We start from the raw sequence: 24312 nt of genomic DNA on the forward strand, positions 1-24312 counted from the left end.
ATCAAAAAAGAATAAAACTCAGTCTTGGGGGACTCAGTCCGGTAGAATACCGGACTGAGCATCAAAAAGCCGGTTAACTGAAACTGTCCAGGTTTTGGGGTTCAGTTCAAAACGCCTTATCTGGCCTACGGGAGCATTTGTAGGCCTGATAAGACGCGGCAAGCGTCGCATCAGGCATTGGCGCGGCAAAACAACAACCTCACTTATTCTGCGTGTGCAGCATATAGTTCACGTCCACGCCGGGGCCGAGCTTAAAGGAATTAGTGATCGGGTTATAATGCAGCCCGGTCATATGACGCTCTTTGAGGCTTGTCTGATCCACCCAGCCCAGCAGTTCTGCCGGTTTTATAAATTTCTTCACGTCGTGCGTGCCTTTGGGCACCATGCGCAAAATATATTCAGCACCAACCACCGCCATCAGCCACGACTTGCCGTTGCGGTTAAGCGTCGAGAAAAAAACATCGCCGCCCGGTTTCACCAGTTGCGCACAGGCTCTAACCACTGACTGCGGATCGGGAACGTGCTCCAGCATCTCCATGCAGGTCACCACATCATACTGCCCGGCATGTTTTGCCGCGTGCTCTTCCACGGTTTCCTGCACGTACTCTACCTGAATGCCACTTTCCAGCGCGTGCAACTTTGCCACCTGCAATGGCTCAAAGCCCATATCCAGACCGGTCACCGTCGCGCCTTCGCGCGCCATACTCTCGGCCAGAATGCCGCCGCCACAACCGACATCGAGCACCTTTTTGCCAAATAAACCGCCAGCACGCTCGGCAATATAGCCCAGACGCAGCGGGTTAATGCGGTGCAGCGGTTTGAACTCACCTTCAAGATCCCACCAGCGGGAGGCGACAGCTTCAAATTTAGCGATCTCTTCGTGGTCTACGTTATGGTTTACCGGCGATTTTTCGGCATTCATTGGCACTTCTACTCCGTAATTGGCAAGACAAACGAGTATATCAGGCATTGGATGTGAATAAAGCGTATAGGTTTACCTCAAACTGCGCGGCTGTGTTATAATTTGCGACCTTTGAATCCGGGATACAGTAGAGGGATAGCGGTTAGATGAGCGACCTTGCGAGAGAAATTACACCGGTCAACATTGAGGAAGAGCTGAAGAGCTCCTATCTGGATTATGCGATGTCGGTCATTGTTGGCCGTGCGCTGCCAGATGTCCGAGATGGCCTGAAGCCGGTACACCGTCGCGTACTTTACGCCATGAACGTACTAGGCAATGACTGGAACAAAGCCTATAAAAAATCTGCCCGTGTCGTTGGTGACGTAATCGGTAAATACCATCCCCATGGTGACTCGGCGGTTTATGACACGATCGTCCGTATGGCGCAGCCATTCTCGCTGCGTTACATGCTGGTAGACGGTCAGGGTAACTTCGGTTCCATCGACGGCGACTCTGCGGCGGCAATGCGTTATACGGAAATCCGTCTGGCGAAAATTGCCCATGAACTGATGGCCGATCTCGAAAAAGAGACGGTCGATTTCGTTGATAACTATGACGGCACGGAAAAAATTCCCGACGTCATGCCAACCAAAATTCCTAACCTGCTGGTGAACGGCTCTTCCGGTATCGCCGTAGGTATGGCAACCAACATCCCGCCGCACAACCTGACGGAAGTCATCAACGGTTGTCTGGCGTATATCGATGATGAAGACATCAGCATTGAAGGGCTGATGGAACACATCCCGGGGCCGGACTTCCCGACGGCGGCAATCATTAACGGTCGTCGCGGTATTGAAGAAGCTTACCGTACCGGTCGCGGCAAGGTATATATCCGCGCCCGTGCTGAAGTGGAAGTTGACGCCAAAACCGGACGTGAAACCATTATCGTCCATGAAATTCCGTATCAGGTGAACAAAGCGCGCCTGATCGAGAAGATTGCGGAACTGGTAAAAGAAAAACGCGTGGAAGGCATCAGCGCGCTGCGTGACGAGTCTGACAAAGACGGTATGCGCATCGTGATTGAAGTGAAACGCGATGCGGTTGGTGAAGTTGTGCTTAACAACCTCTACTCCCAGACCCAGTTGCAGGTTTCTTTCGGTATCAACATGGTGGCATTGCACCATGGTCAGCCGAAGATCATGAACCTGAAAGACATCATCGCGGCGTTTGTTCGTCACCGCCGTGAAGTGGTGACCCGTCGTACTATTTTCGAACTGCGTAAAGCTCGCGATCGTGCTCATATCCTTGAAGCATTAGCCGTGGCGCTGGCGAACATCGACCCGATCATCGAACTGATCCGTCATGCGCCGACGCCTGCAGAAGCGAAAACTGCGCTGGTGGCTAATCCGTGGCAGCTGGGCAACGTTGCCGCGATGCTGGAACGTGCTGGCGACGATGCTGCGCGTCCGGAATGGCTGGAGCCAGAGTTCGGCGTGCGCGATGGTCTGTACTATCTGACCGAACAGCAAGCCCAGGCAATTCTGGATCTGCGTCTGCAGAAACTGACCGGTCTTGAGCATGAAAAACTGCTCGACGAATACAAAGAGCTGCTGGATCAGATCGCAGAACTGCTGCGTATTCTTGGCAGTGCCGATCGTCTGATGGAAGTGATCCGCGAAGAGCTGGAACTGGTTCGTGAACAGTTCGGTGACAAACGTCGCACTGAAATCACCGCCAACAGCGCAGACATCAACCTGGAAGATCTGATCACTCAGGAAGATGTGGTTGTGACGCTCTCTCACCAGGGCTACGTGAAGTATCAGCCGCTTTCTGAATACGAAGCGCAGCGTCGTGGCGGGAAAGGCAAATCTGCCGCACGTATTAAAGAAGAAGACTTTATTGACCGACTGCTGGTGGCGAACACCCACGACCATATTCTGTGCTTCTCCAGCCGTGGTCGCGTCTATTCGATGAAAGTCTATCAGTTGCCGGAAGCCACTCGTGGCGCGCGCGGTCGTCCGATTGTCAACCTGCTGCCGCTGGAGCAGGACGAACGTATCACCGCGATCCTGCCGGTGACCGAGTTTGAAGAAGGCGTGAAAGTCTTCATGGCGACCGCTAACGGTACTGTGAAGAAAACCGTCCTCACCGAATTCAACCGTCTGCGTACCGCCGGTAAAGTGGCGATCAAACTGGTTGAAGGCGATGAGCTGATCGGCGTTGACCTGACCAGCGGCGAAGACGAAGTAATGCTGTTCTCCGCCGAAGGTAAAGTGGTGCGCTTTAAAGAGTCTTCTGTCCGTGCGATGGGCTGCAACACCACCGGTGTTCGCGGTATTCGTTTAGGCGAAGGCGATAAAGTCGTCTCTCTGATCGTGCCTCGTGGCGATGGCGCAATCCTCACCGCAACGCAGAACGGTTATGGTAAACGTACCGCAGTGGCGGAATACCCGACTAAGTCGCGTGCGACGAAAGGGGTTATCTCCATCAAGGTTACCGAACGTAACGGTTTAGTGGTTGGCGCGGTGCAGGTAGATGACTGCGACCAGATCATGATGATCACCGATGCCGGTACGCTGGTACGTACTCGCGTTTCGGAAATCAGCATCGTGGGCCGTAACACCCAGGGCGTGATCCTCATCCGTACTGCGGAAGATGAAAACGTAGTGGGTCTGCAACGTGTTGCTGAACCGGTTGACGAGGAAGATCTGGATACCATCGACGGCAGTGCCGCGGAAGGGGACGATGAAATCGCTCCGGAAGTGGACGTTGACGACGAGCCAGAAGAAGAATAATTTTACTTCTTCATGCCAAAAGGGAGCTATCTCCCTTGTTTGAATTGAAAAGTCCAGGCTGCAAAGTCTGGGCTTTTGTCGTATTAGGGCGCGGTAAAGTTTTGCTGTGCTCGTAAAAAATGGCTGGCTATACACAAGGAATGTGGCAATGAGTGGTGAAAAAAAGGCGAAAGGCTGGCGGTTCTATGGTCTTGTAGGTTTTGGCGCAATAGCACTGCTTTCCGCTGGCGTCTGGGCGTTGCAATATGCTGGCAGTGGGCCAGAAAAAACGTTGTCGCCGCTGGTGGTGCACAACAATCTGCAAATCGATCTCAATGAGCCGGACCTCTTTCTCGACAGCGACTCTCTGAGCCAGCTTCCCAAAGATCTCCTTACCATTCCGTTTCTCCACGATGTTCTGAGTGAAGATTTCGTTTTCTATTATCAGAATCATGCCGATCGTCTGGGCATTGAAGGCAGCATTCGCCGCATTGTCTATGAACACGATCTCACGCTGAAAGATAAGCTCTTTTCTTCACTCTTAGATCAGCCCGCGCAGGCGGCGCTATGGCACGATAAACAAGGCCATCTTTCACATTAGATGGTGCTGATCCAGCGCAGTGGTTTAAGCAAACTGCTGGAGCCATTGTTGTTTGCCGCTACCAGCGACAGCCAGTTAAGCAAAACGGAAATCAGTAGTATTAAGCTAAATAGTGAAACCATCCCGGTTTATCAGTTGCGCTATAACGGCAATAACGCCCTGATGTTCGCGACTTATCAGGACAAGATGTTGGTATTTTCCAGCACGGATATGCTGTTTAAAGATGACCAGCAGGATACCGAAGCCACGGCGATCGCAAGTGATTTGTTGAGCGGTAAAAAACGCTGGCAAGCCAGCTTTGGCCTGGAAGAGCGTGCTGCTGAAAAAACGCCAGTACGCCAGCGCATCGTGGTCAGCGCCAGGTTGCTGGGGTTTGGCTACCAGCGATTAATGCCTTCTTTTGCTGGCGTACGCTTCGAAATGAGCAACGACGGCTGGCATAGCTTTGTGGCGTTAAATGATGAATCCGCCAGCGTAGATGCCAGTTTCGATTTTACGCCGGTATGGAACAGTATGCCTGCCGGGGCCAGCTTCTGTGTGGCGGTGCCGTATTCGCATGGTATTGCCGAAGAGATGCTTTCGCACATCAGCCAGGAAAACGACAAGCTGAACGGGGCGTTAGATGGTGCAGCCGGGCTGTGCTGGTATGAAGACTCAAAATTACAAACCCCGTTATTTGTTGGTCAATTTGATGGCTCAGCCGAACAGGCACAACTGCCTGGGAAACTGTTTACGCAAAATATTGGTGCGCACGAAAGCAAAGCGCCAGAAGGTGTTTTGCCGGTAAACCAGACTCAGCAGGGCGAAGCGCAAATCTGGCGTCGCGAAGTGAGTTCCCGATACGGTCAGTATCCGAAAACACAGGCGGCGCAACCCGATCAATTAATGTCGGATTATTTTTTCCGCGTGTCGCTGGCGATGCAAAACAAAACGCTGCTTTTCTCCCTCGATGACACACTGGTTAATAACGCCCTGCAAACACTGAATAAAACCCGCCCGGCAATGGTGGATGTAATACCCACTGATGGCATCGTTCCGCTCTATATCAATCCACAAGGCGTGGCGAAACTGCTGCGTAACGAAACGTTGACCAGTCTGCCGAAGAATCTCGAACCGGTTTTTTATAACGCCGCACAAACTTTATTAATGCCTAAGCTGGACGCTTTATCTCAACAACCGCGTTATGTCATGAAGCTGGCCCAGATGGAACCCGGTGCCGCCTGGCAGTGGCTACCCATAACCTGGCAGCCGCTATGAGGCACGGGCTGCTGGCGCTGATTTGCTGGCTGTGTTGTGTTGTTGCCCATAGCGAAATGCTGAATGTCGAACAATCCGGGCTGTTTCGCGCGTGGTTTGTACGCATTGCACAGGAACAACTCCGCCAGGGGCCAAGCCCACGCTGGTATCAGCAGGATTGTGCGGGCCTGGTGCGATTTGCGGCGAACGAGGCGCTGAAAATTCACGACAGCAAATGGCTAAAAAGTAACGGTATAGCAAGTCAGTATTTGCCGCCTGAAATGACGCTAACACCTGAACAGCGTCAACTGGCGCAAAACTGGAATCAGGGGAACGGGAAAACCGGCCCCTACGTGACCGCGATTAATTTGATTCAGTACAACAGCCAGTTTATTGGCCAGGACATAAACCAGGCGCTGCCTGGCGATATGATTTTTTTCGATCAGGGCGATGCCCAGCACTTAATGGTCTGGATGGGGCGTTACGTCATCTACCACACCGGAAGCGCCACGAAAACTGACAACGGAATGCGCGCAGTCAGTCTGCAACAACTTATGACATGGAAGGACACCCGATGGATACCCAACGATTCCAATCCCAATTTCATTGGCATTTATCGTTTAAATTTTCTGGCGCGATAGCAGCGTGCTTGTCCCTGTCTCTTGTGGGAACAGGGCTTGCTAATGCTGATGATTCGCTTCCTTCCAGCAACTATGCGCCGCCCGCCGGGGGAACATTCTTTTTGCTCGCTGACAGCAGTTTTAGCAGCAGTGAAGAGGCGAAAGTGCGACTGGAAGCGCCGGGGCGTGATTATCGGCGCTATCAGATGGAAGAGTACGGCGGTGTGGACGTTCGTCTGTATCGTATTCCTGACCCGATGGCATTTTTGCGCCAGCAGAAAAATCTGCATCGCATTGTGGTGCAACCGCAATATCTGGGCGACGGGCTGAACAATACGCTGACCTGGCTGTGGGATAACTGGTACGGCAAATCTCGCCGCGTGATGCAGCGTACTTTTTCTTCTCAGTCTCGGCAGAATGTGACTCAGGCGTTACCCGAATTACAGCTCGGCAATGCCATTATTAAACCTTCCCGTTATGTACAGAACAGCCAGTTTTCACCGCTGAAAAAATATCCACTGGTGGAACAGTTCCGTTACCCACTATGGCAGGCTAAACCGGTCGAGCCGCAGCAAGGGGTAAAACTGGAAGGCGCATCCAGCAATTTCATCTCGCCGCAGCCGGGTAACATCTATATTCCTCTCGGCAAACAAGAGCCGGGACTGTACCTCGTCGAGGCGATGGTCGGTGGATATCGGGCGACGACGGTGGTATTTGTCTCTGATACCGTGGCGCTTAGCAAAGTGTCGGGTAACGAGCTCCTGGTGTGGACCGCGGGTAAAAAACAGGGTGAAGCGAAGCCGGGATCAGAGATCTTGTGGACTGACGGTCTTGGCGTGATGACCCGCGGTGTGACCGATGACAGCGGTACCTTGCAGTTACAACATATATCGCCGGAACGTTCATACATTCTGGGTAAAGATGCTGAAGGCGGCGTTTTTGTCTCCGAGAATTTTTTCTACGAAAGCGAAATCTACAACACCCGCTTGTATATCTTTACCGACCGCCCTCTGTATCGTGCAGGCGATCGTGTTGATGTAAAAGTGATGGGCCGCGAGTTCCACGACCCGTTGCATTCATCCCCCATCGTCAGCGCCCCGGCGAAGCTTTCAGTGCTGGACGCCAACGGCAGTCTGTTGCAAACCATCAATGTCACGCTGGATGCGCGTAATGGCGGGCAGGGGAGTTTCCGCCTGCCAGAAAATGCCGTCGCCGGAGGTTATGAGTTACGCCTGGCTTACCGCAAACAGGTCTATAGCAGCAGTTTTCGCGTAGCCAACTACATCAAACCACATTTTGAGATTGGCTTAGCCCTCGACAAAAAAGATTTCAAAACTGGCGAAGCGGTCAGCGGCAAACTGCAACTACTCTATCCGGATGGCGAACCGGTAAAAGATGCCAGCGTGCAGTTAAGTTTGCGCGCTCAGCAACTTTCGATGGTTGGTAACGATTTGCGTTATGCCGGACGTTTCCCGGTGTCGCTGGAAGGTAGCGACGCTGTTTCTGACGATAAAGGCAATGTAGCGTTAAACCTTCCCGCCGCCGATAAACCGAGCCGCTATTTACTGACCGTCTCCGCCAGCGATGGCGCGGCATATCGTGTTACTACTACCAAAGAGATCCTCATTGAACGCGGTCTGGCGCATTACTCTCTAAGCACCTCCGCACAATACAGTAATAGCGGCGAGTCGGTTGTGTTCCGTTATGCCGCGCTGGAATCTTCAAAACAGGTTCCTGTTACGTATGAATGGTTGCGTCTCGAAGACCGCACGAGCCATAGCGGAGAGCTACCGTCAGGCGGCAAATCCTTTACCGTCAATTTCGATAAACCTGGCAACTACAATCTGACATTACGCGATAAAGACGGCTTAATTCTCGCCGGGTTAAGTCATGCAGTTAGCGGTAAGGGCAGCACGGCGCATACGGGTACGGTAGATATCGTGGCAGATAAAACGCTGTACCAGCCTGGCGAAACCGCGAAGATGCTGATTACCTTCCCGGAGCCAATTGATGAAGCATTATTGACGCTGGAACGCGATCGCGTTGAACAGCAGTCGCTGCTATCGCATCCGGCAAACTGGCTGACGTTACAACGTTTAAACGATACCCAGTATGAAGCCCGCGTACCGGTGAGCAATTCCTTTGCGCCTAATATCACTTTTTCGGTGCTGTATACCCGTAACGGTCAGTACAGTTTTCAGAACGCCGGGATCAAAGTTGCCGTTCCCCAGCTGGATATCCGGGTGAAAACGGACAAAACCCATTACCAGCCCGGTGAACTGGTCAATGTCGAATTAACCTCGTCGCTCAAAGGTAAACCTGTTTCTGCGCAGCTAACGGTTGGTGTGGTCGATGAAATGATCTACGCGCTGCAACCGGAAATCGCGCCGAATATCGGCAAATTTTTCTATCCGCTGGGGCGTAACAATGTGCGTACCAGCTCCAGTTTGTCGTTTATCAGCTACGACCAGGCGCTCTCCAGCGAGCCGGTTGCGCCTGGCGCGACCAACCGCAGCGAGCGGCGAGTAAAAATGCTTGAACGTCCACGGCGTGAAGAGGTGGATACCGCGGCATGGATGCCGTCACTCACAACCGATAAACAAGGCAAAGCGTATTTTACGTTCCTGATGCCTGATTCGTTAACCCGCTGGCGTATCACCGCGCGTGGGATGAACGGCGACGGGCTGGTCGGGCAGGGGCGTGCTTATCTGCGTTCGGAAAAAAATCTCTACATGAAGTGGAGTATGCCAACGGTGTATCGCATGGGCGACAAACCGGCGGCAGGACTGTTTATCTTCAGTCAGCAGGATAACGAACCGGTGGCGCTGGTGACTAAGTTTGCAGGCGACGAGATGCGCCAGACGCTGACCCTGCATAAGGGGGCGAACTATATTTCGTTGGCGCAGAACATTCAGCAATCTGGCTTGTTAAGCGCAGAACTGCAACAAAATGGGCAAGTGCAGGACAGCATTAGCACAAAACTGTCTTTTGTTGATAACAGCTGGCCCGTTGAACAGCAGAAAAACGTCATGCTCGGCGGTGGCGATAACGCGCTGATGTTGCCCGAGCAGGCGAGCAATATCCGGCTACAAAGTAGCGAAACGCCGCAGGAGATTTTCCGTAACAATCTTGATGCGTTAGTCGATGAACCGTGGGGTGGCGTGATCAACACCGGTAGCCGTCTGATCCCGCTCAGTCTCGCCTGGCGTTCGCTTGCCGATCATCAAAGTGCCGCCGCTAACGACATTCGTCAGATGATTCAGGATAACCGTCTGCGGCTGATGCAACTGGCGGGGCCCGGTGCGCGCTTTACCTGGTGGGGGGAAGATGGCAATGGCGACGCCTTCCTGACGGCATGGGCATGGTACGCCGACTGGCAGGCCAGCCAGGCGCTCGTCGTAACGCAACAACCGGAATACTGGCAGCATATGCTCGACAGTTATGCCGAGCAGGCAGATAACATGCCGTTATTGCATCGGGCGCTGGTGCTGGCGTGGGCACAGGAGATGAATCTGCCGTGCAAAACGTTGTTGAAAGGGTTGGATGAAGCTATCGCCCGGCGCGGAACTAAAACTGAAGATTTCTCTGAGGAAGACACCCGCGATATCAATGACAGCCTGATCCTCGATACACCGGAATCTCCACTAGCAGATGCGGTGGCAAACGTCTTAACCATGACGTTGCTGAAAAAAGCGCAGTTGAAGTCCACGGTGATGCCACAGGTTCAGCAATATGCGTGGGATAAAGCGGCAAACAGCAATCAGCCGCTGGCGCACACGGTTGTGCTGCTCAATAGCGGGGGCGACGCTACCCAGGCGGCTGCTATTTTAAGTGGTTTGACCGCTGAGCAATCTACTATTGAGCGCGCGCTGGCCATGAACTGGCTGGCGAAATGTATGGCGACAATGCCTCCAGTTGTGTTGCCTGCGCCTGCGGGCGCATGGGCCAAACATAAGTTAACTGGAGGGGGCGAATACTGGCGTTGGGTTGGTCAGGGCGTGCCGGACATTCTCTCTTTTGGTGACGAATTATCGCCGCAAAATGTGCAGGTCCGCTGGCGTGAACCGGCAAAAACGGCTCAACAAAGTAACATTCCGATGACCGTTGAACGCCAGTTGTATCGGCTTATCCCCGGTGAAGAAGAGATGAGCTTTACTCTGCAGCCGGTGACCAGCAATGAGATTGACAGCGATGCGCTGTATCTCGATGAAATCACGCTTACCAGCGAGCAGGATGCCGTTCTGCGCTATGGTCAGGTGGAAGTACCGCTCCCGCCGGGAGCCAATGTTGAGCGCACAACATGGGGCATTTCGGTCAATAAACCCAACGCCGCGAAACAGCAGGGGCAATTGCTGGAAAAAGCGCGAAATGAAATGGGCGAACTGGCCTATATGGTGCCGGTGAAAGAACTGACGGGAACGGTCACTTTCCGCCATTTGCTGCGCTTCTCGCAAAAAGGGCAATTCGTTCTGCCTCCTGCTCGTTATGTGCGTTCCTATGTACCTGCACAGCAAAGTGTTGCGGCAGGGAGTGAATGGACCGGGATGCAGGTGAAATAAGTGAACTGGCGCAGAATCGTCTGGCTATTGGCGTTGGTTACTCTGCCAACGCTTGCGGAGGAGACGCCGTTACAACTCGTGCTGCGCGGTGCGCAGCACGATCAACTGTATCAGCTGTCGTCATCAGGCGTGACCAAAGTCTCAGCATTACCTGACACTCTCACCACGCCGTTAGGGAGTTTGTGGAAACTGTATGTTTACGCCTGGCTGGAGGATACCCATCAACCGGAGCAGCCCTACCAGTGTCGTGGAAACTCCCCGGAAGAGGTTTATTGTTGTCAGGCTGGGGAGAGCATAACGCGCGATACCGCGCTGGTACGTTCCTGTGGGCTCTATTTTGCGCCGCAGCGGTTGCATATTAGCGCAGATGTGTGGGGGCAATACTGGCAACAGCGTCAGGCACCTGCGTGGTTAGCGTCTCTTACTACGCTGAAGCCAGAAACCTCGGTAACGGTTAAATCACTGCTTGATTCATTAGCGACGTTACCCGCGCAAAACAAAGCTCAGGAAGTCTTACTGGATGTGGTGCTGGACGAGGCGAAAATCGGTGTCGCATCCATGCTCGGTAGTCGGGTACGGGTGAAAACCTGGAGCTGGTTTGCCGATGATAAACAGGAAATCCGTCAGGGTGGTTTTGCCGGCTGGTTAACCGATGGTACACCGCTGTGGGTTACTGGCAGTGGCACCAGCAAAACGGTACTAACCCGTTATGCGACGGTGCTTAATCGGGTTTTGCCAGTGCCGACGCAGGTTGCCAGTGGGCAATGTGTAGAGGTGGAGCTGTTTGCCCGCTATCCGCTGAAGAAAATCACAGCGGAAAAGAGTACGACGGCAGTAAAACCCGGCGTACTTAATGGGCGCTATCGTGTGACATTTGCCAATGGTAACCACATTACATTTGTCAGCCACGGTGAGACGACCTTACTGAGCGAAAAGGGCAAACTGAAATTGCAGTCGCATCTTGATCGTGAAGAGTACGTTGCCAGAGTTCTGGATCGCGAGGCGAAAAGTACGCCCCCTGAGGCAGCGAAAGCCATGACCGTGGCGATTCGCACTTTTTTACAGCAAAACGCCAATCGGGAAGGCGATTGCCTGACCATCCCCGACAGTAGCGCCACGCAGCGTGTTTCTGCTTCGCCAGCGACCACGGGGGCGCGAACGATGACCGCCTGGACGCAGGATCTTATCTATGCGGGCGATCCGGTTCATTATCACGGCAGTCGCGCTACCGAAGGGACGCTTTCCTGGCGGCAAGCCATGGCCCAGGCGGGGCAGGGGGAGCGTTACGACCAGATACTCGCGTTTGCTTATCCCGACAACAGCCTTAGCCGCTGGGGAGCGCCACGCTCAACCTGTCAGTTATTACCCAAAGCGAAAGCCTGGCTGGCGAAAAAAATGCCGCAGTGGCGGCGTATATTACAAGGCGAGACGGGGTACAACGAACCAGACGTGTTTGCGGTCTGTCGTTTAGTCTCAGGTTTCCCCTATACCGATCGGCAGCAGAAACGGCTGTTTATTCGTAACTTCTTTACGCTTCAGGATCGGCTGGATTTAACCCATGAGTATCTGCACCTGGCCTTTGATGGTTATCCCACCGGGCTTGATGAGAACTATATCGAAACGCTGACCCGACAATTATTAATGGACTAATGCTATGCGAAAGATTTTTCTTCCGTTGTTACTGGTGGCGCTTTCGCCTGTCGCTCACAGTGAAGGTGTGCAGGAAGTCGAGATTGACGCACCGCTCTCTGGCTGGCATCCGGCAGAGGGCGAAGATGCCAGTTTTTCACAATCGATCAATTACCCGGCGTCGTCCGTCAACATGGCAGATGATCAAAATATCTCAGCGCAGATCCGCGGCAAAATAAAGAATTATGCTGCGGTGGGTAAAGTTCAGCAGGGCCGGCTGGTGGTCAACGGTGCCAGTATGCCGCAGAGAATTGAATCCGATGGTTCATTTGCACGCCCTTATATTTTCACTGAAGGCAGCAACAGCGTGCAGGTCATCAGCCCAGATGGGCAAAGCCGACAAAAAATGCAGTTTTACTCAACGCCGGGCGCTGGAGTGATCCGCGCGCGTTTACGGCTGGTTCTCTCCTGGGATACGGACAATACCGACCTCGACCTTCACGTTGTTACACCTGATGGCGAACACGCCTGGTACGGTAACACCGTGCTGAAAAACAGTGGTGCACTGGATATGGATGTCACGACGGGGTACGGCCCCGAGATTTTCGCCATGCCAGCGCCGATTCACGGACGTTATCAGGTGTATATCAACTACTATGGCGGACGCAGCGAAACGGAATTAACCACCGCCCAACTGACGCTGATCACCGATGAAGGATCGGTCAATGAGAAACAGGAAACATTTATTGTACCGATGCGTAATGCTGGTGAGCTGACGCTGGTGAAAAGTTTTGACTGGTGATTAATGGGGTTACCTTCGCCGTCGATGTTCAAGAAAACGCCCGATAACTTTCGCTATCGGGTGTTTTTATTGATTAATTCAACCGTTCAATCACCATCGCAATTCCCTGGCCGCCACCAATGCACAGTGTTGCCAGCCCCAGCGTTTTATCGCGTGCCTGCATGGCATGTAATAGTGTGACCAGAATACGAGCACCACTGGCACCGATAGGATGCCCGAGCGCGATGGCCCCGCCGTTGACATTCACTTTCTCAGAATCAAAGCCCAGGGTTTTCCCAACGGCAAGGAACTGCGCGGCAAATGCTTCATTAGCTTCGATGAGATCAATGTCTGCCAGTTGCAGCCCCGCCAGTTGTAACGCTTTTTGCGTGGCAGGTACTGGCCCCATACCCATCAATGCGGGGGGCACGCCACCGCTGGCATAACTTTTAATGCGAGCCAGGGGGGGAAGGCCTGCTGCCAGCGCCGCAGATTCTTCCATAATCACCAGAGCGGCAGCACCGTCGTTAATACCAGACGCGTTCCCGGCGGTAACTGTTCCTGCTTTATCGAAGGCCGGGCGCAATGCGCCTAACGCTTCAGTCGTAGAATCCGCTTTCGGGAATTCGTCTTGACTGAAGACGAAGGTTTTCTTCCGAGTGACAACATTTACCGGGACGATTTCGGCTGTAAAAGCACCGGACTCAATTGCGGCTGCCGCTTTACGCTGTGAATGTAGCGCCAGTTCATCCTGCATTTCTCGGGTAATTCCGTACTCTTTGGCCACGTTCTCGGCGGTAATCCCCATATGATAACCATGGGTGGCGCACATCAGACCATCGCGCAGGATTACGTCATAAACCTGTCCGTCTCCAAGACGATAACCAGAGCGTGCTTTTGCATCGAGTAAGTAGGGCGCTAAACTCATATTTTCCATACCCCCCGCCACAATGCTTTGCGCCTGACCTGCCTGAATTGCCTGGGCGGCAAGCGCCACACTTTTAAGACCCGAACCACACACTTTATTGACCGTGAATCCGCACACCGTTTCTGCCAGCCCGCTTTTTAACAGTGCCTGACGTGCCGGATTTTGCCCCAACCCGGCTTGCAACACGTTACCCATAATCACTTCATCAATGTGTAGTGAATCGATTTTTGCACGTTCAATGGCGGCTTTAATTACTGTCGCCCCCAGGTCGATGGCGCTGGTGGAAGCGAGTGAACCGTTAAAACTACCGATAGCAGTACGTACCGCACTGACGATGACACAATTTTTCATTTTTTATTCCTTCTGTCTGTCGGGTTGCCGTCAGAACAGCGTTAAACCAATGACGAAAATGACGCCGGAGAAGAGCAGGGCAGTGATGCAATAGCCCATGATGTCGCGGACACCGAGTCCGGCGATTGCCAGTGCTGGCAGCGCCCAGAATGGTTGTGCCATGTTCATCCATTGCTCGCCGTAGGCGATCGCCATTACCGATTTACCGAGATCAGCGCCCAGCGCCTGGGCTGCGGGTATCACGAAAGGTCCCTGAATAACCCAGTGACCGCCGCCAGACGGAACGGCGAAGTTAATCAGTGCAGAACTAAAAAAGGTCATTACCGGGAAGGTGTCTTTGTTCGCAACATTGATGAAGAATTCGGTAACGAGTCCGCCCAGACCGGAATGCTCCATCATCAGTTGGATCCCAGCGTAGAAGGGGAATTGCACCAGAATACCGGCAGTACTGCGTGCTGCCGCGCTGATAGCACGCATATAAGCCATTGGCGTTTTATGTAGCAGCAGACCCGCAATCATAAACATCAGGTTGACGGTATTGATGGTGATGTTGAAGCCATGTTCGCTGAAGTACATCGCAAGGTAAGTGATACCGAGTGCGCCGATGATCAACGTCAGAATGCGGCTTTCTTCCAGTCGCTCGGATGGTGGGGCATCTTTCGGTAGCTGCTTTTGAAAATCAGCCTCTTCCATGAGTAGTTTCGGATCGATACTCACCACGTCAGACGGTTTTGGCATCATCATGCGGGTGATAAATGGCATCACCACAATCAACGCCACAGTGATGAAAATGTTAAAACCACTGAACAGAGTATCGCCCACCGGGATCAGCCCGGCGATATGCTCAACCGGGTTGCCCGGTGTTGCAGCCAACAGAGGCATTGAGCCAGAGAAACCGCCACCCCAGGTGAGAAAACCAATGTAGGCGCAGGCAATGAGCAACGGATAATCAGAACCGGGTACTCGGCGGGCGACTTCACGGGCAAACATTGCGCCGACAACCAAACCAAATCCCCAGTTGATGACACAAGCGACTGAACCGAAGAAAGTAACCAGCATGACGCCCTGTACGGGCGTCTTTGCGGCGGAGGCGGCAGTACGCAGCAAACTTTTTACCGGAGCAGAGCTGGCAAGGGCATGACCGGTAACGATGATAAGCGCCATCTGCATACCAAACGCCAGCAAGTTCCAGAAACCGTCACCCCACATTTTCACCATGCTGATCGGCGTTTGTGGTGTTAACCAAAGCGCGATCACGAAAGTTAGCAATGTCAGCAACATGGCAAAGATCAGTGGATCGGGAAGCCACCGGCTGACAAAACGCGTCATAAAACGCGATATGCGACCAATCATAAATCACCCCGTTGCGTATTCAGATCGGCGGCGACTTCAAACCGAGCTTCTGTTTTGGCACGCACGGTGGCTAAATCACACCCGTCGGCAATTTCGGTGAGCCACATTTTGCCGTCAATAAAACGAAAGACAGCCAGTTCAGTAACCAGCATATGCACCGCATGTTGCGCAGTGAGTGGCATGGTGCAGCGGCGTAAAATTTTTGCTGAACCATCTTTGGCACAATGTTCCATGGCGATGATCACTTTGCGCGACCCGGTCACCAGATCCATCGCGCCACCCATACCGGGCACCATTTTCCCAGGCACTACCCAGTTCGCGAGGTTTGCTTCTTCGCCTACTTGCAAACCGCCGAGCACGCAGGCATCAATATGACCGCCGCGGATTAGCGCAAATGACATGGCGCTATCAAACATGGCTGCACCGGGTAAAACACCGCACGGTTGTCCGCCAGCGTTCACCAGATCTGGATGCGCTGTCGTGACCGGGCCTAAACCGAGGAAGCCGTTTTCCGATTGCAGAGTGATATGAATACCCTCCGGTAAATAATTGGCGACCATTGTGGGTAAACCGATCCCTAAGTTAACGATGTCACCATCACGAAGCTCTTGCGCCACACGGCGCGCAATACGTTGTTTCGCATCCATTATTTGCTCTCCTGTGAAACGATGATGTGGTCGATAACGGCACCAGGGGTGACAATATGGTCAGGTTGCAGCTCGCCGGTTTCGACCAGTTCATCCGGCTCTACCAGCGTGATATCAGCCGCAAGGGCTATCAGGGGGTTAAAGTTGCGGGCGCTAAGGTGATAGGTCAGGTTGCCAAGTGTGTCGCAACGATGAGCGCGAATTAGCGCCAGGTCGGCGCGCAGCGGGCGTTCGAGCAGCCAGGTTTTACCGTCGAGTGTCAGTGTCTGTTTGCCTTCCTCTACGACGGTGCCGACACCCGTTGGGGTGAGAAAACCACCAAGTCCAGCTCCACCACAGCGAATTTGCTCGATTAGCGTACCTTGCGGCACCAGAACGACGTCCATCTCACCAGATATCATGCGCCGACCTGTTTCCGGGTTGGTGCCGATATGTGAAGCAATCACTTTGCGGACTCGACCATTGACGATGAGCGGACCGATGCCAGTATCAACAAACGCGGTATCATTGGCTATCAATGTCAGGTCGCGAACACCAGATTCCAGTAATGCTTCAACCAGGCGGGATGGAGTGCCAATCCCCATAAATCCGCCCACCATGATGGTCATGCCGTCACGAAAGAAGCCGGTGGCATCTTGTAATGTCATCAATTTTGTTTTCATTTTTTATCCCTCTTGCATACACCGTTGTGGGTACAGTCAGGGAATAGCAAGGGGAGTGCCAGAATGAGATTATTGGATTTTGTTATTTAACTAATTGAATATGAAGGGATAAATTGGATGGGGATTTATAAGGAGAATGAGCGGCTATGCAGAAAATTGCGCACTGTGCAAATTTCTGCATAGCAAGTTTTGGCGTTATACATCCGCCGGATCGATACCGTATTCCTGCAGTTTATACATCAATGCACGGCGACTGATGCCCAGCATTAAAGCAGTGCGGGTTCGGTTTCCTTCTTGTTGTTCCAGCACTTCCATAATGATGCGTTTTTCGACGCGTTTAATTTCCTCTTTTAAATTACGCTCTCCGACAGGGGATGTTTTTACCTCGCCAGCATTACAGACTGGCTGACGAATCTGCGGCGGAAGATCCTCAGAAAAAATGATCGGGCCTGAGTTCATCACGACGGCGCGTTCAATAACGTTGGAAAGCTCTCGAATATTTCCCGGCCATGACCAGGCGGTAAGCAGTGACATTGCCATCGGATCGATGTCGATAATATCGCGCTGATTCTCACTACTGAATTTTTGCAAAAAGTGATTAGCTAACAGGGAAATATCTTCCCGGCGATCGCGCAGAGGCGGCAGTATTAAATGAATAACGTTAAGGCGATAAAAGAGATCTTCACGGAAGGTGCCTTCTTTTACCATTGCCTGTAAGTCACGGTTGGTGGCAGCAATGATGCGGATATCAACTTTTATGGTCTGATGGCCGCCAATCCGTTCAAATTCCCGTTCCTGCAGAATGCGTAGTAATTTGGCTTGCAGTACGAGCGGCATTTCGCCAATTTCGTCGAGGAGCAGAGTACCTTCGTTGGCACGTTCAAATAATCCCTGACGCAAGGTTTGTGCACCAGTAAATGCACCTTTTTCATGACCAAACAGTTCACTTTCGAGCAACGATTCCGGCAGCGCCGCGCAGTTGACTTTAATGAACGGCCCCTTTGCCCGCCGCGAATTGTAGTGAATCGCTCTGGCAATCAACTCTTTCCCGGTGCCGCTTTCACCGCTAATCAAGACGCTGGCCTGAGAAAGGGCAATTTTGGCGGTGTCTTTGCAGATATCCATCATCGCCGGGCTGTTGGTGAGAATGTGCCCCCATTGCCAGCTGGTGCTCAGTGCCTGGTGCAGATGACGGATCTCTTTTTTCATTGACTGGAGTTGTAAAGCGCGCTGAACGATTAAATTCAACTCATCGAGATCAAACGGTTTAATAACATAGTCGAAGGCTCCGCAGCGTAGCGCTTCGACGGCGGTTTCCACTTCAGCATAGGCCGTCATCAGAATAACGGGTGTCCGGGTCTCATTACTGCGCATATCCTTTAGTGCCTTGATGCCGTCCATCTCTGGCATGCGGATATCCATCAACACCACGTCAGGGTGAATATCGACAAACAGGTGTAATGCTGTGCGTCCGTTGTTCGCACAATGTGTTTCGAATCCTTGTAGTGCAAAAGCGGTGCTCAGCATACGGCGAACATTATCTTCATCATCCACAATAAGGATGCGATTAATAGCAGTCATAAAGTCTGATTTCCCTGCGGGTTGATCGGTAAAATAAGCGTGAAGGTTGCGCCGTAGCCCGGCAAACTGGCGACGCGAATATCACCCTGATGGGCATTAATGATGCGTTGACTTAACGCCAGACCAAGCCCGGTTCCAGAGGCTTTGGTGGTGAAAAAGGGATCGAAGATCTTTTTTTGCAGCGAGAGATCAATGCCACAGCCGTTGTCCTCTATCGAAATGGCCTGTTGTGAGTCGCTGTATTGCCAGGTTTGAATGCGAATTTTCCCTCGTGCGCTGATAGCCTGGACGGCATTGATCAGGATATTCAGTAGTACCTGTTTGAGCAGTTCACGATCGGCGTTAATCGGGTTTAATTCATTATCCAGTTCGCTTATGAAGTCGACCCGCGCTTGTACGCCGGCGGTTTGTACCAGTACCAGAGTTTCTTCAACCAATGCATTGAGACTGACTTGTTGCCATTGACTGTGGCGTGGACGTGAAAATTCGAGCAATTGCTGAATAACTTTGTTAATTGAATCGATTTCTTTGAGTACTACGGACAGATATTCCTGATGTATTAGGTCGCTGGTTTGTTGGCGCAAGATCTGTACATAACCATGAATAGCCGTTAGCGGATTACGTACTTCATGCGCGACGCCAGCCATCAGCTCACCCAGTGTGGCGAGGCGTTCTGCTTGCGCCATGCGGCGCTGGGTTTCTTTGCGGGCAGTTAAATCAGAGAAAATCACCAAAGCACCTATCATTTCACCATGCGTGTTATGAATACGACTGGTAGTGACACTGAGTTCAATGGTGCGGTCACGGCCTGGAAAACTGATCTCCAGCGCCACATGTTCGGTGCCATGTTCCAGCGTATCCAGTACTGGACTGTAGAACTGAGTATTGTCGAACAACATGGAGTAAGGCTGCCCTACCAGTTCATGACGTTGATAGCCAGTGATGACTTCTGCTGCCGGGTTCATGGTGGTTACATCACCCTGGCGGTCAATGGCAATGACGCCATCGGCAGCGTTTTCAATAATCAGATCGTTAAGTGTCCGCGTTTCACGCAGTGCCTGGGCGAGGTTGTTAACACTCTGACTGATTTGCCCCATTTCACCGGGCAATTGTGGTAATCGAGTGGGAATATTTTGCGCCAGAGTCGAGAGGCCATCGGTGATGATATCAATATTGGCGCTCAGGCGACGGGAGAAAAGGACAATCAACAGCAGGCTTATCAGCAAACCGGCGGTGAGCACAATGATAATCCTCATATCCATTTTCCAGGCCTGGCGGCGAATATCTTCGGTTAATTCATTGGCCCAGATATAGCCGAGGATTTCACCATTACGCTCAATGGGGATCATTGAATTCAAAATATCGCCGCGCACCTGCCTGCCTGAATAAACCAAAGGGGTATTTGTACGCATGACTTCGCGACCAGGGTGATCTGCGGCAATGGTAACGCCGACATTATTCTGATATAGCGCTGAAGGCGCGTAGGTGATTATCGCATCCAGCGTTTTGTTGTAATAACCAGCGCCGATGCCAGGGAAGGCGTGAGTGATATTTTCGGTAATGGGGGCAAGTTCTGCATTTAATGCGCGGATACGCTCCTCACGTGGTAAGTCGATGTAGAGATCATAGCGATCGCCTAGTGCCTGATTAAGCAGGTTGACCACGGCAGAAAGTTTTTTCTCTTTTTCAGATAAGACTGCTGAACGTCCTTCCGTTTCTACGATATAACCAATAGTAAGCGTTGGGACAATGACCATCAGGATTGCCATCAGAATCATTTGATTGCGTAAGCGGCGTGGATAAATCCACTTCATATAATGCATGCTGAAATCCACTAGTCTTGTCCGGTATATGACGATTATCAGAGGTTAAGGTGATGATTTCTCGGCGGTGTATCATATTCCAGAGAAGAGAGAACATTGCGGTAACACGCTTTTACCGCTACCTTAACCACACTCCATCGGTCACCTGAGGCGGAGCTTCGCCCCTTTGAAATACCTTGCTTCTTTTCGTACAACCCTGAAAGCCTCGCGCTACATGTTCAGAGCATTGGCGTTAGTGCTCTGGCTGTTGATTGCTTTTTCATCCGTTTTTTACATCGTTAATGCGTTACATCAGCGAGAATCGGAAATTCGTCAGGAATTTAATCTGAGTTCCGATCAGGCTCAGCGCTTTATTCAACGCACCTCTGATGTGATGAAAGAGCTGAAGTACATCGCCGAAAATCGCTTATCGGCAGAAAACGGTGTGCTTTCCCCGCGTGGACGAGAAACGCAGGCGGATGTGCCTGCGTTTGAACCGCTGTTTGCCGACTCCGATTGTTCCGCAATGAGTAACACCTGGCGAGGCTCTCTGGAGTCATTGGCGTGGTTTATGCGCTACTGGCGCGATAATTTCTCTGCAGCTTACGATCTCAACCGGGTATTTTTAATCGGCAGCGATAACCTCTGCATGGCCAATTTCGGTCTGCGTGATATGCCAGTGGAACGCGATACCGCGTTGAAAGCGTTGCATGAACGCATCAATAAATATCGAAATGCACCACAAGATGATAGCGGCAGTAACCTCTACTGGATCAGCGAAGGTCCGCGCCCTGGCGTCGGGTATTTTTACGCGTTGACGCCAGTTTATCTGGCGAACCGGTTGCAGGCGCTTTTGGGTGTCGAGCAGACCATCCGGATGGAGAACTTTTTCTTACCTGGTACGTTGCCGATGGGGGTTACCATTCTTGATGAAAATGGTCATACCCTGATTTCGCTTACCGGACCAGAAAGCAAAATTAAGGGCGATCCTCGCTGGATGCAGGAACGCTCCTGGTTTGGCTATACGGAAGGGTTCCGGGAGCTGGTGCTGAAGAAAAATCTGCCACCCTCATCGCTAAGCATCGTGTATTCGGTGCCGGTTGATAAGGTGCTGGAACGCATTCGCATGTTGATCCTTAACGCAATTTTGCTGAATGTGCTTGCCGGAGCTGCATTGTTTACTCTCGCGCGGATGTACGAGCGGCGTATTTTCATTCCGGCGGAAAGCGACGCCTTGCGACTGGAAGAACATGAGCAGTTTAATCGCAAGATTGTCGCCTCCGCGCCAGTGGGTATCTGCATTTTGCGTACCGCTGATGGCGTCAATATTTTAAGTAACGAACTGGCGCATACCTATCTCAATATGCTTACGCATGAGGACCGCCAACGGCTGACACAAATTATCTGTGGGCAGCAGGTCAATTTTGTTGATGTCCTGACCAGCAACAATACCAATCTGCAAATCAGCTTCGTCCATTCGCGCTATCGTAATGAAAACGTGGCCATTTGTGTGCTGGTGGATGTTTCTTCGCGCGTGAAGATGGAAGAGTCGTTGCAGGAGATGGCACAAGCAGCGGAACAGGCGAGCCAGTCAAAATCGATGTTCCTTGCCACCGTCAGTCATGAGCTGCGAACGCCGCTGTATGGCATTATCGGTAACCTGGATCTTTTGCAAACCAAAGAGTTACCGAAAGGCGTCGATCGTCTGGTGACGGCAATGAACAACTCTTCCAGCCTGTTGTTGAAAATTATCAGCGATATTCTCGATTTCTCGAAGATTGAATCGGAACAGTTGAAGATCGAACCGCGTGAGTTTTCACCGCGTGAAGTGATGAACCACATCACCGCCAACTATTTACCGCTGGTGGTACGCAAGCAGCTAGGCTTGTACTGCTTTATTGAACCGGATGTGCCAGTGGCCTTAAATGGCGACCCGATGCGTTTACAGCAGGTCATCTCCAATCTGTTGAGTAACGCCATAAAATTCACCGATACCGGCTGTATAGTTCTACATGTTCGCGCTGATGGCGATTATCTCTCTATCCGTGTTCGCGATACCGGCGTGGGGATTCCGGCGAAAGAAGTGGTGCGCTTGTTTGATCCCTTCTTCCAGGTCGGAACGGGCGTACAGCGAAACTTCCAGGGGACCGGTCTGGGTCTGGCGATTTGTGAAAAACTGATCAGCATGATGGACGGCGATATCTCGGTAGATTCAGAACCGGGAATGGGCAGCCAGTTTACCGTGCGTATTCCGTTGTACGGCGCTCAGTACCCGCAGAAAAAAGGCGTGGAAGGGTTGAGTGGTAAACGCTGCTGGCTGGCGGTCCGCAATGCGTCGCTCTGTCAGTTCCTGGAAAACAGTTTGCAGCGCAGCGGCATCGTCGTAACAACATACGAAGGGCAGGAACCGACTCCCGAAGATGTGTTAATCACTGACGAGGTAGTGAGTAAAAAATGGCAGGGCAGAGCGGTAGTGACCTTCTGTCGTCGACATATTGGTATTCCGCTGGAGAAAGCGCCAGGAGAGTGGGTACACAGTGTGGCTGCTCCGCATGAGCTACCGGCATTGTTGGCGCGTATTTATTTGATCGAGATGGAGAGCGACGATCCTGCTAACGCTCTGCCGTCGACGGACAAAGCGGTCAGCGATAATGACGATATGATGATTCTGGTCGTGGATGATCATCCGATTAACCGACGTCTGCTGGCAGATCAGTTGGGATCGTTGGGCTATCAATGTAAAACCGCGAATGATGGCGTCGATGCGCTTAATGTACTTAGCAAGAATCATATTGATATCGTGCTTAGCGACGTCAACATGCCAAATATGGATGGTTACCGCTTGACGCAACGCATTCGTCAGTTGGGACTGACGTTGCCGGTAATCGGAGTAACTGCTAATGCGTTGGCTGAAGAGAAGCAGCGGTGTCTGGAGTCCGGTATGGACAGCTGCCTGTCGAAGCCGGTAACGCTGGATGTGATAAAACAGACGCTGACGGTATATGCCGAGAGGGTCAGGAAATCGCGGGAATCGTAGGCTGTATAAGACGTTTACGCCGCATCTGGCATTCAGTGCAAATGCCAGATGCGACGCTGGTGCGTCTTATCTGGCCTACTTTGTTGTAATCCATTGAAATAATGGGAATCGTAGGCCGGATAAGGCGTTTACGCCGCATCCGGCATTCAGTGCAAATGCCAGATGCGACGCTGACGCGTCTTATCTGGCCTACAGGTGATTAGTCTTTATCTGCCGGACTTAAGGTCACAGAAGAGAGATAATTCAGCAGAGCAATATCGTTCTCGACACCCAGCTTCATCATCGCAGATTTCTTCTGGCTACTGATGGTTTTGATACTGCGGTTCAGCTTTTTAGCGATCTCAGTCACCAGGAAACCTTCCGCAAACAGGCGCAGAACTTCACTCTCTTTTGGCGAGAGACGCTTGTCACCGTAACCACCAGCACTGATTTTTTCCAACAGGCGAGAAACGCTTTCCGGGGTAAATTTCTTCCCTTTCTGCAGCGCGGCGAGAGCTTTCGGCAGATCGGTCGGTGCACCTTGTTTCAGCACGATCCCTTCGATATCCAGATCCAATACCGCACTAAGAATCGCCGGGTTGTTGTTCATAGTCAGAACAATGATCGACAGGCTTGGGAAATGGCGCTTGATGTACTTGATTAAGGTAATGCCATCGCCGTACTTATCGCCAGGCATGGAGAGATCGGTAATCAACACATGCGCATCCAGTTTCGGCAGGTTGTTGATCAGTGCTGTAGAGTCTTCAAATTCGCCGACAACATTCACCCACTCAATTTGCTCAAGTGATTTGCGAATACCGAACAAGACTATCGGATGGTCATCGGCAATAATTACGTTCATATTGTTCAT

General features: G+C 52.0%; 14 protein-coding genes and 1 pseudogene. 7 read left to right on the top strand and 8 right to left on the bottom strand.

Translation table 11 applies throughout. The features are described 5' to 3' along the window. Positions 1-199: 199 nt before the first annotated feature. Complete coding sequence (gene ubiG, locus ACJHYR_RS13715; protein ID WP_000990774.1) at positions 200-922, bottom strand: bifunctional 2-polyprenyl-6-hydroxyphenol methylase/3-demethylubiquinol 3-O-methyltransferase UbiG; 723 nt, start codon at positions 920-922, stop codon at positions 200-202. A gap of 146 nt (positions 923-1068) precedes the next feature. Here ubiG and gyrA point away from each other — a divergent pair, with 146 nt between their 5' ends. The 6 genes and pseudogenes from gyrA (at position 1069) to ACJHYR_RS13745 (ending at position 13122) form a co-directional block, all read left to right on the top strand. Beyond that, entirely contained in the window at positions 1069-3696 is a 2628-nt protein-coding gene (gyrA, locus tag ACJHYR_RS13720) for a DNA topoisomerase (ATP-hydrolyzing) subunit A (protein ID WP_001281251.1), read from the top strand. A 148-nt stretch (positions 3697-3844) separates the two neighbouring features. Beyond that, positions 3845-5533, top strand: a pseudogene (locus ACJHYR_RS13725) (DUF2138 domain-containing protein). Then, positions 5530-6153, top strand: a complete 624-nt coding sequence (locus ACJHYR_RS13730) for a DUF1175 domain-containing protein (protein ID WP_001306478.1) — start codon at positions 5530-5532, stop codon at positions 6151-6153. The pseudogene ACJHYR_RS13725 and the gene ACJHYR_RS13730 overlap by 4 nt, the downstream one beginning before the upstream one ends. Positions 6154-6176: 23 nt before the next feature. Beyond that, positions 6177-10691 carry an alpha-2-macroglobulin family protein gene (locus ACJHYR_RS13735; protein WP_213057448.1) on the top strand — a complete coding sequence of 1505 codons (4515 nt, stop codon included), beginning with the start codon at positions 6177-6179 and terminating at the stop codon, positions 10689-10691. Next, positions 10692-12341, top strand: coding sequence for a YfaQ family protein (locus ACJHYR_RS13740; protein WP_059327970.1), 1650 nt, complete (start codon positions 10692-10694; stop codon positions 12339-12341). Positions 12342-12345: 4 nt separating this feature from the next. Continuing rightward, positions 12346-13122: a YfaP family protein gene (locus ACJHYR_RS13745; RefSeq protein ID WP_001225870.1), complete on the top strand. Its 777-nt coding sequence runs from the start codon at positions 12346-12348 to the stop codon at positions 13120-13122. 73 nt (positions 13123-13195) lie between these two features. Here ACJHYR_RS13745 and atoB read toward each other — a convergent pair whose 3' ends face one another. The 6 genes from atoB to atoS all read right to left on the bottom strand — a co-directional run bounded on the left by atoB (position 13196) and on the right by atoS (position 20446). After that, entirely contained in the window at positions 13196-14380 is a 1185-nt protein-coding gene (gene atoB / locus ACJHYR_RS13750; protein WP_000786523.1) for an acetyl-CoA acetyltransferase, read from the bottom strand. A 30-nt stretch (positions 14381-14410) separates the two neighbouring features. Then, on the bottom strand, positions 14411-15733 hold the full coding sequence (locus ACJHYR_RS13755; protein WP_059327971.1) for a TIGR00366 family protein: 1323 nt from the start codon (positions 15731-15733) through the stop codon (positions 14411-14413). Then, complete coding sequence (gene atoA / locus ACJHYR_RS13760) at positions 15730-16380, bottom strand: acetate CoA-transferase subunit beta (protein WP_072837477.1); 651 nt, start codon at positions 16378-16380, stop codon at positions 15730-15732. The genes ACJHYR_RS13755 and atoA overlap by 4 nt, the downstream gene beginning before the upstream one ends. Further along, the gene (gene atoD, locus ACJHYR_RS13765) at positions 16380-17042 is read right to left on the bottom strand and encodes an acetate CoA-transferase subunit alpha (protein WP_000850538.1); all 663 of its coding nucleotides are present in this window, start codon (positions 17040-17042) and stop codon (positions 16380-16382) included. Before atoD ends, atoA begins: the two co-directional genes overlap by 1 nt. A gap of 195 nt (positions 17043-17237) precedes the next feature. Then, positions 17238-18623, bottom strand: coding sequence for an acetoacetate metabolism transcriptional regulator AtoC (gene atoC / locus ACJHYR_RS13770; protein ID WP_072837476.1), 1386 nt, complete (start codon positions 18621-18623; stop codon positions 17238-17240). Next, positions 18620-20446, bottom strand: coding sequence for a two-component system sensor histidine kinase AtoS (gene atoS, locus ACJHYR_RS13775; RefSeq protein WP_072837475.1), 1827 nt, complete (start codon positions 20444-20446; stop codon positions 18620-18622). The genes atoC and atoS overlap by 4 nt, the downstream gene beginning before the upstream one ends. Positions 20447-20612: 166 nt before the next feature. Between atoS and rcsC the strand changes: the two genes are divergently transcribed. Beyond that, entirely contained in the window at positions 20613-23462 is a 2850-nt protein-coding gene (rcsC, locus tag ACJHYR_RS13780; RefSeq protein WP_000876006.1) for a two-component system sensor histidine kinase RcsC, read from the top strand. A 199-nt stretch (positions 23463-23661) separates the two neighbouring features. Here rcsC and rcsB read toward each other — a convergent pair whose 3' ends face one another. Further along, a complete protein-coding gene (gene rcsB, locus ACJHYR_RS13785) occupies positions 23662-24312 on the bottom strand; it encodes a response regulator transcription factor RcsB (protein ID WP_001061917.1) in 651 nt (216 codons plus the stop codon).

The organism is Escherichia sp. WS1450 (genome assembly GCF_046487395.1).
Taxonomy (GTDB): domain Bacteria; phylum Pseudomonadota; class Gammaproteobacteria; order Enterobacterales; family Enterobacteriaceae; genus Escherichia; species Escherichia coli.

Bases quoted from the DNA above. Each gene is read 5' to 3' on its own strand.
- ubiG (WP_000990774.1), bottom strand. From the start codon at position 922: ATGAATGCCGAAAAATCGCCGGTAAACCATAACGTAGACCACGAAGAG.
- gyrA (WP_001281251.1), top strand. From the start codon at position 1,069: ATGAGCGACCTTGCGAGAGAAATTACACCGGTCAACATTGAGGAAGAG.
- ACJHYR_RS13730 (WP_001306478.1), top strand. From the start codon at position 5,530: ATGAGGCACGGGCTGCTGGCGCTGATTTGCTGGCTGTGTTGTGTTGTT.
- ACJHYR_RS13745 (WP_001225870.1), top strand. From the start codon at position 12,346: ATGCGAAAGATTTTTCTTCCGTTGTTACTGGTGGCGCTTTCGCCTGTC.
- atoB (WP_000786523.1), bottom strand. From the start codon at position 14,380: ATGAAAAATTGTGTCATCGTCAGTGCGGTACGTACTGCTATCGGTAGT.
- ACJHYR_RS13755 (WP_059327971.1), bottom strand. From the start codon at position 15,733: ATGATTGGTCGCATATCGCGTTTTATGACGCGTTTTGTCAGCCGGTGG.
- atoA (WP_072837477.1), bottom strand. From the start codon at position 16,380: ATGGATGCGAAACAACGTATTGCGCGCCGTGTGGCGCAAGAGCTTCGT.
- atoD (WP_000850538.1), bottom strand. From the start codon at position 17,042: ATGAAAACAAAATTGATGACATTACAAGATGCCACCGGCTTCTTTCGT.
- atoC (WP_072837476.1), bottom strand. From the start codon at position 18,623: ATGACTGCTATTAATCGCATCCTTATTGTGGATGATGAAGATAATGTT.
- atoS (WP_072837475.1), bottom strand. From the start codon at position 20,446: ATGCATTATATGAAGTGGATTTATCCACGCCGCTTACGCAATCAAATG.
- rcsB (WP_001061917.1), bottom strand. From the start codon at position 24,312: ATGAACAATATGAACGTAATTATTGCCGATGACCATCCGATAGTCTTG.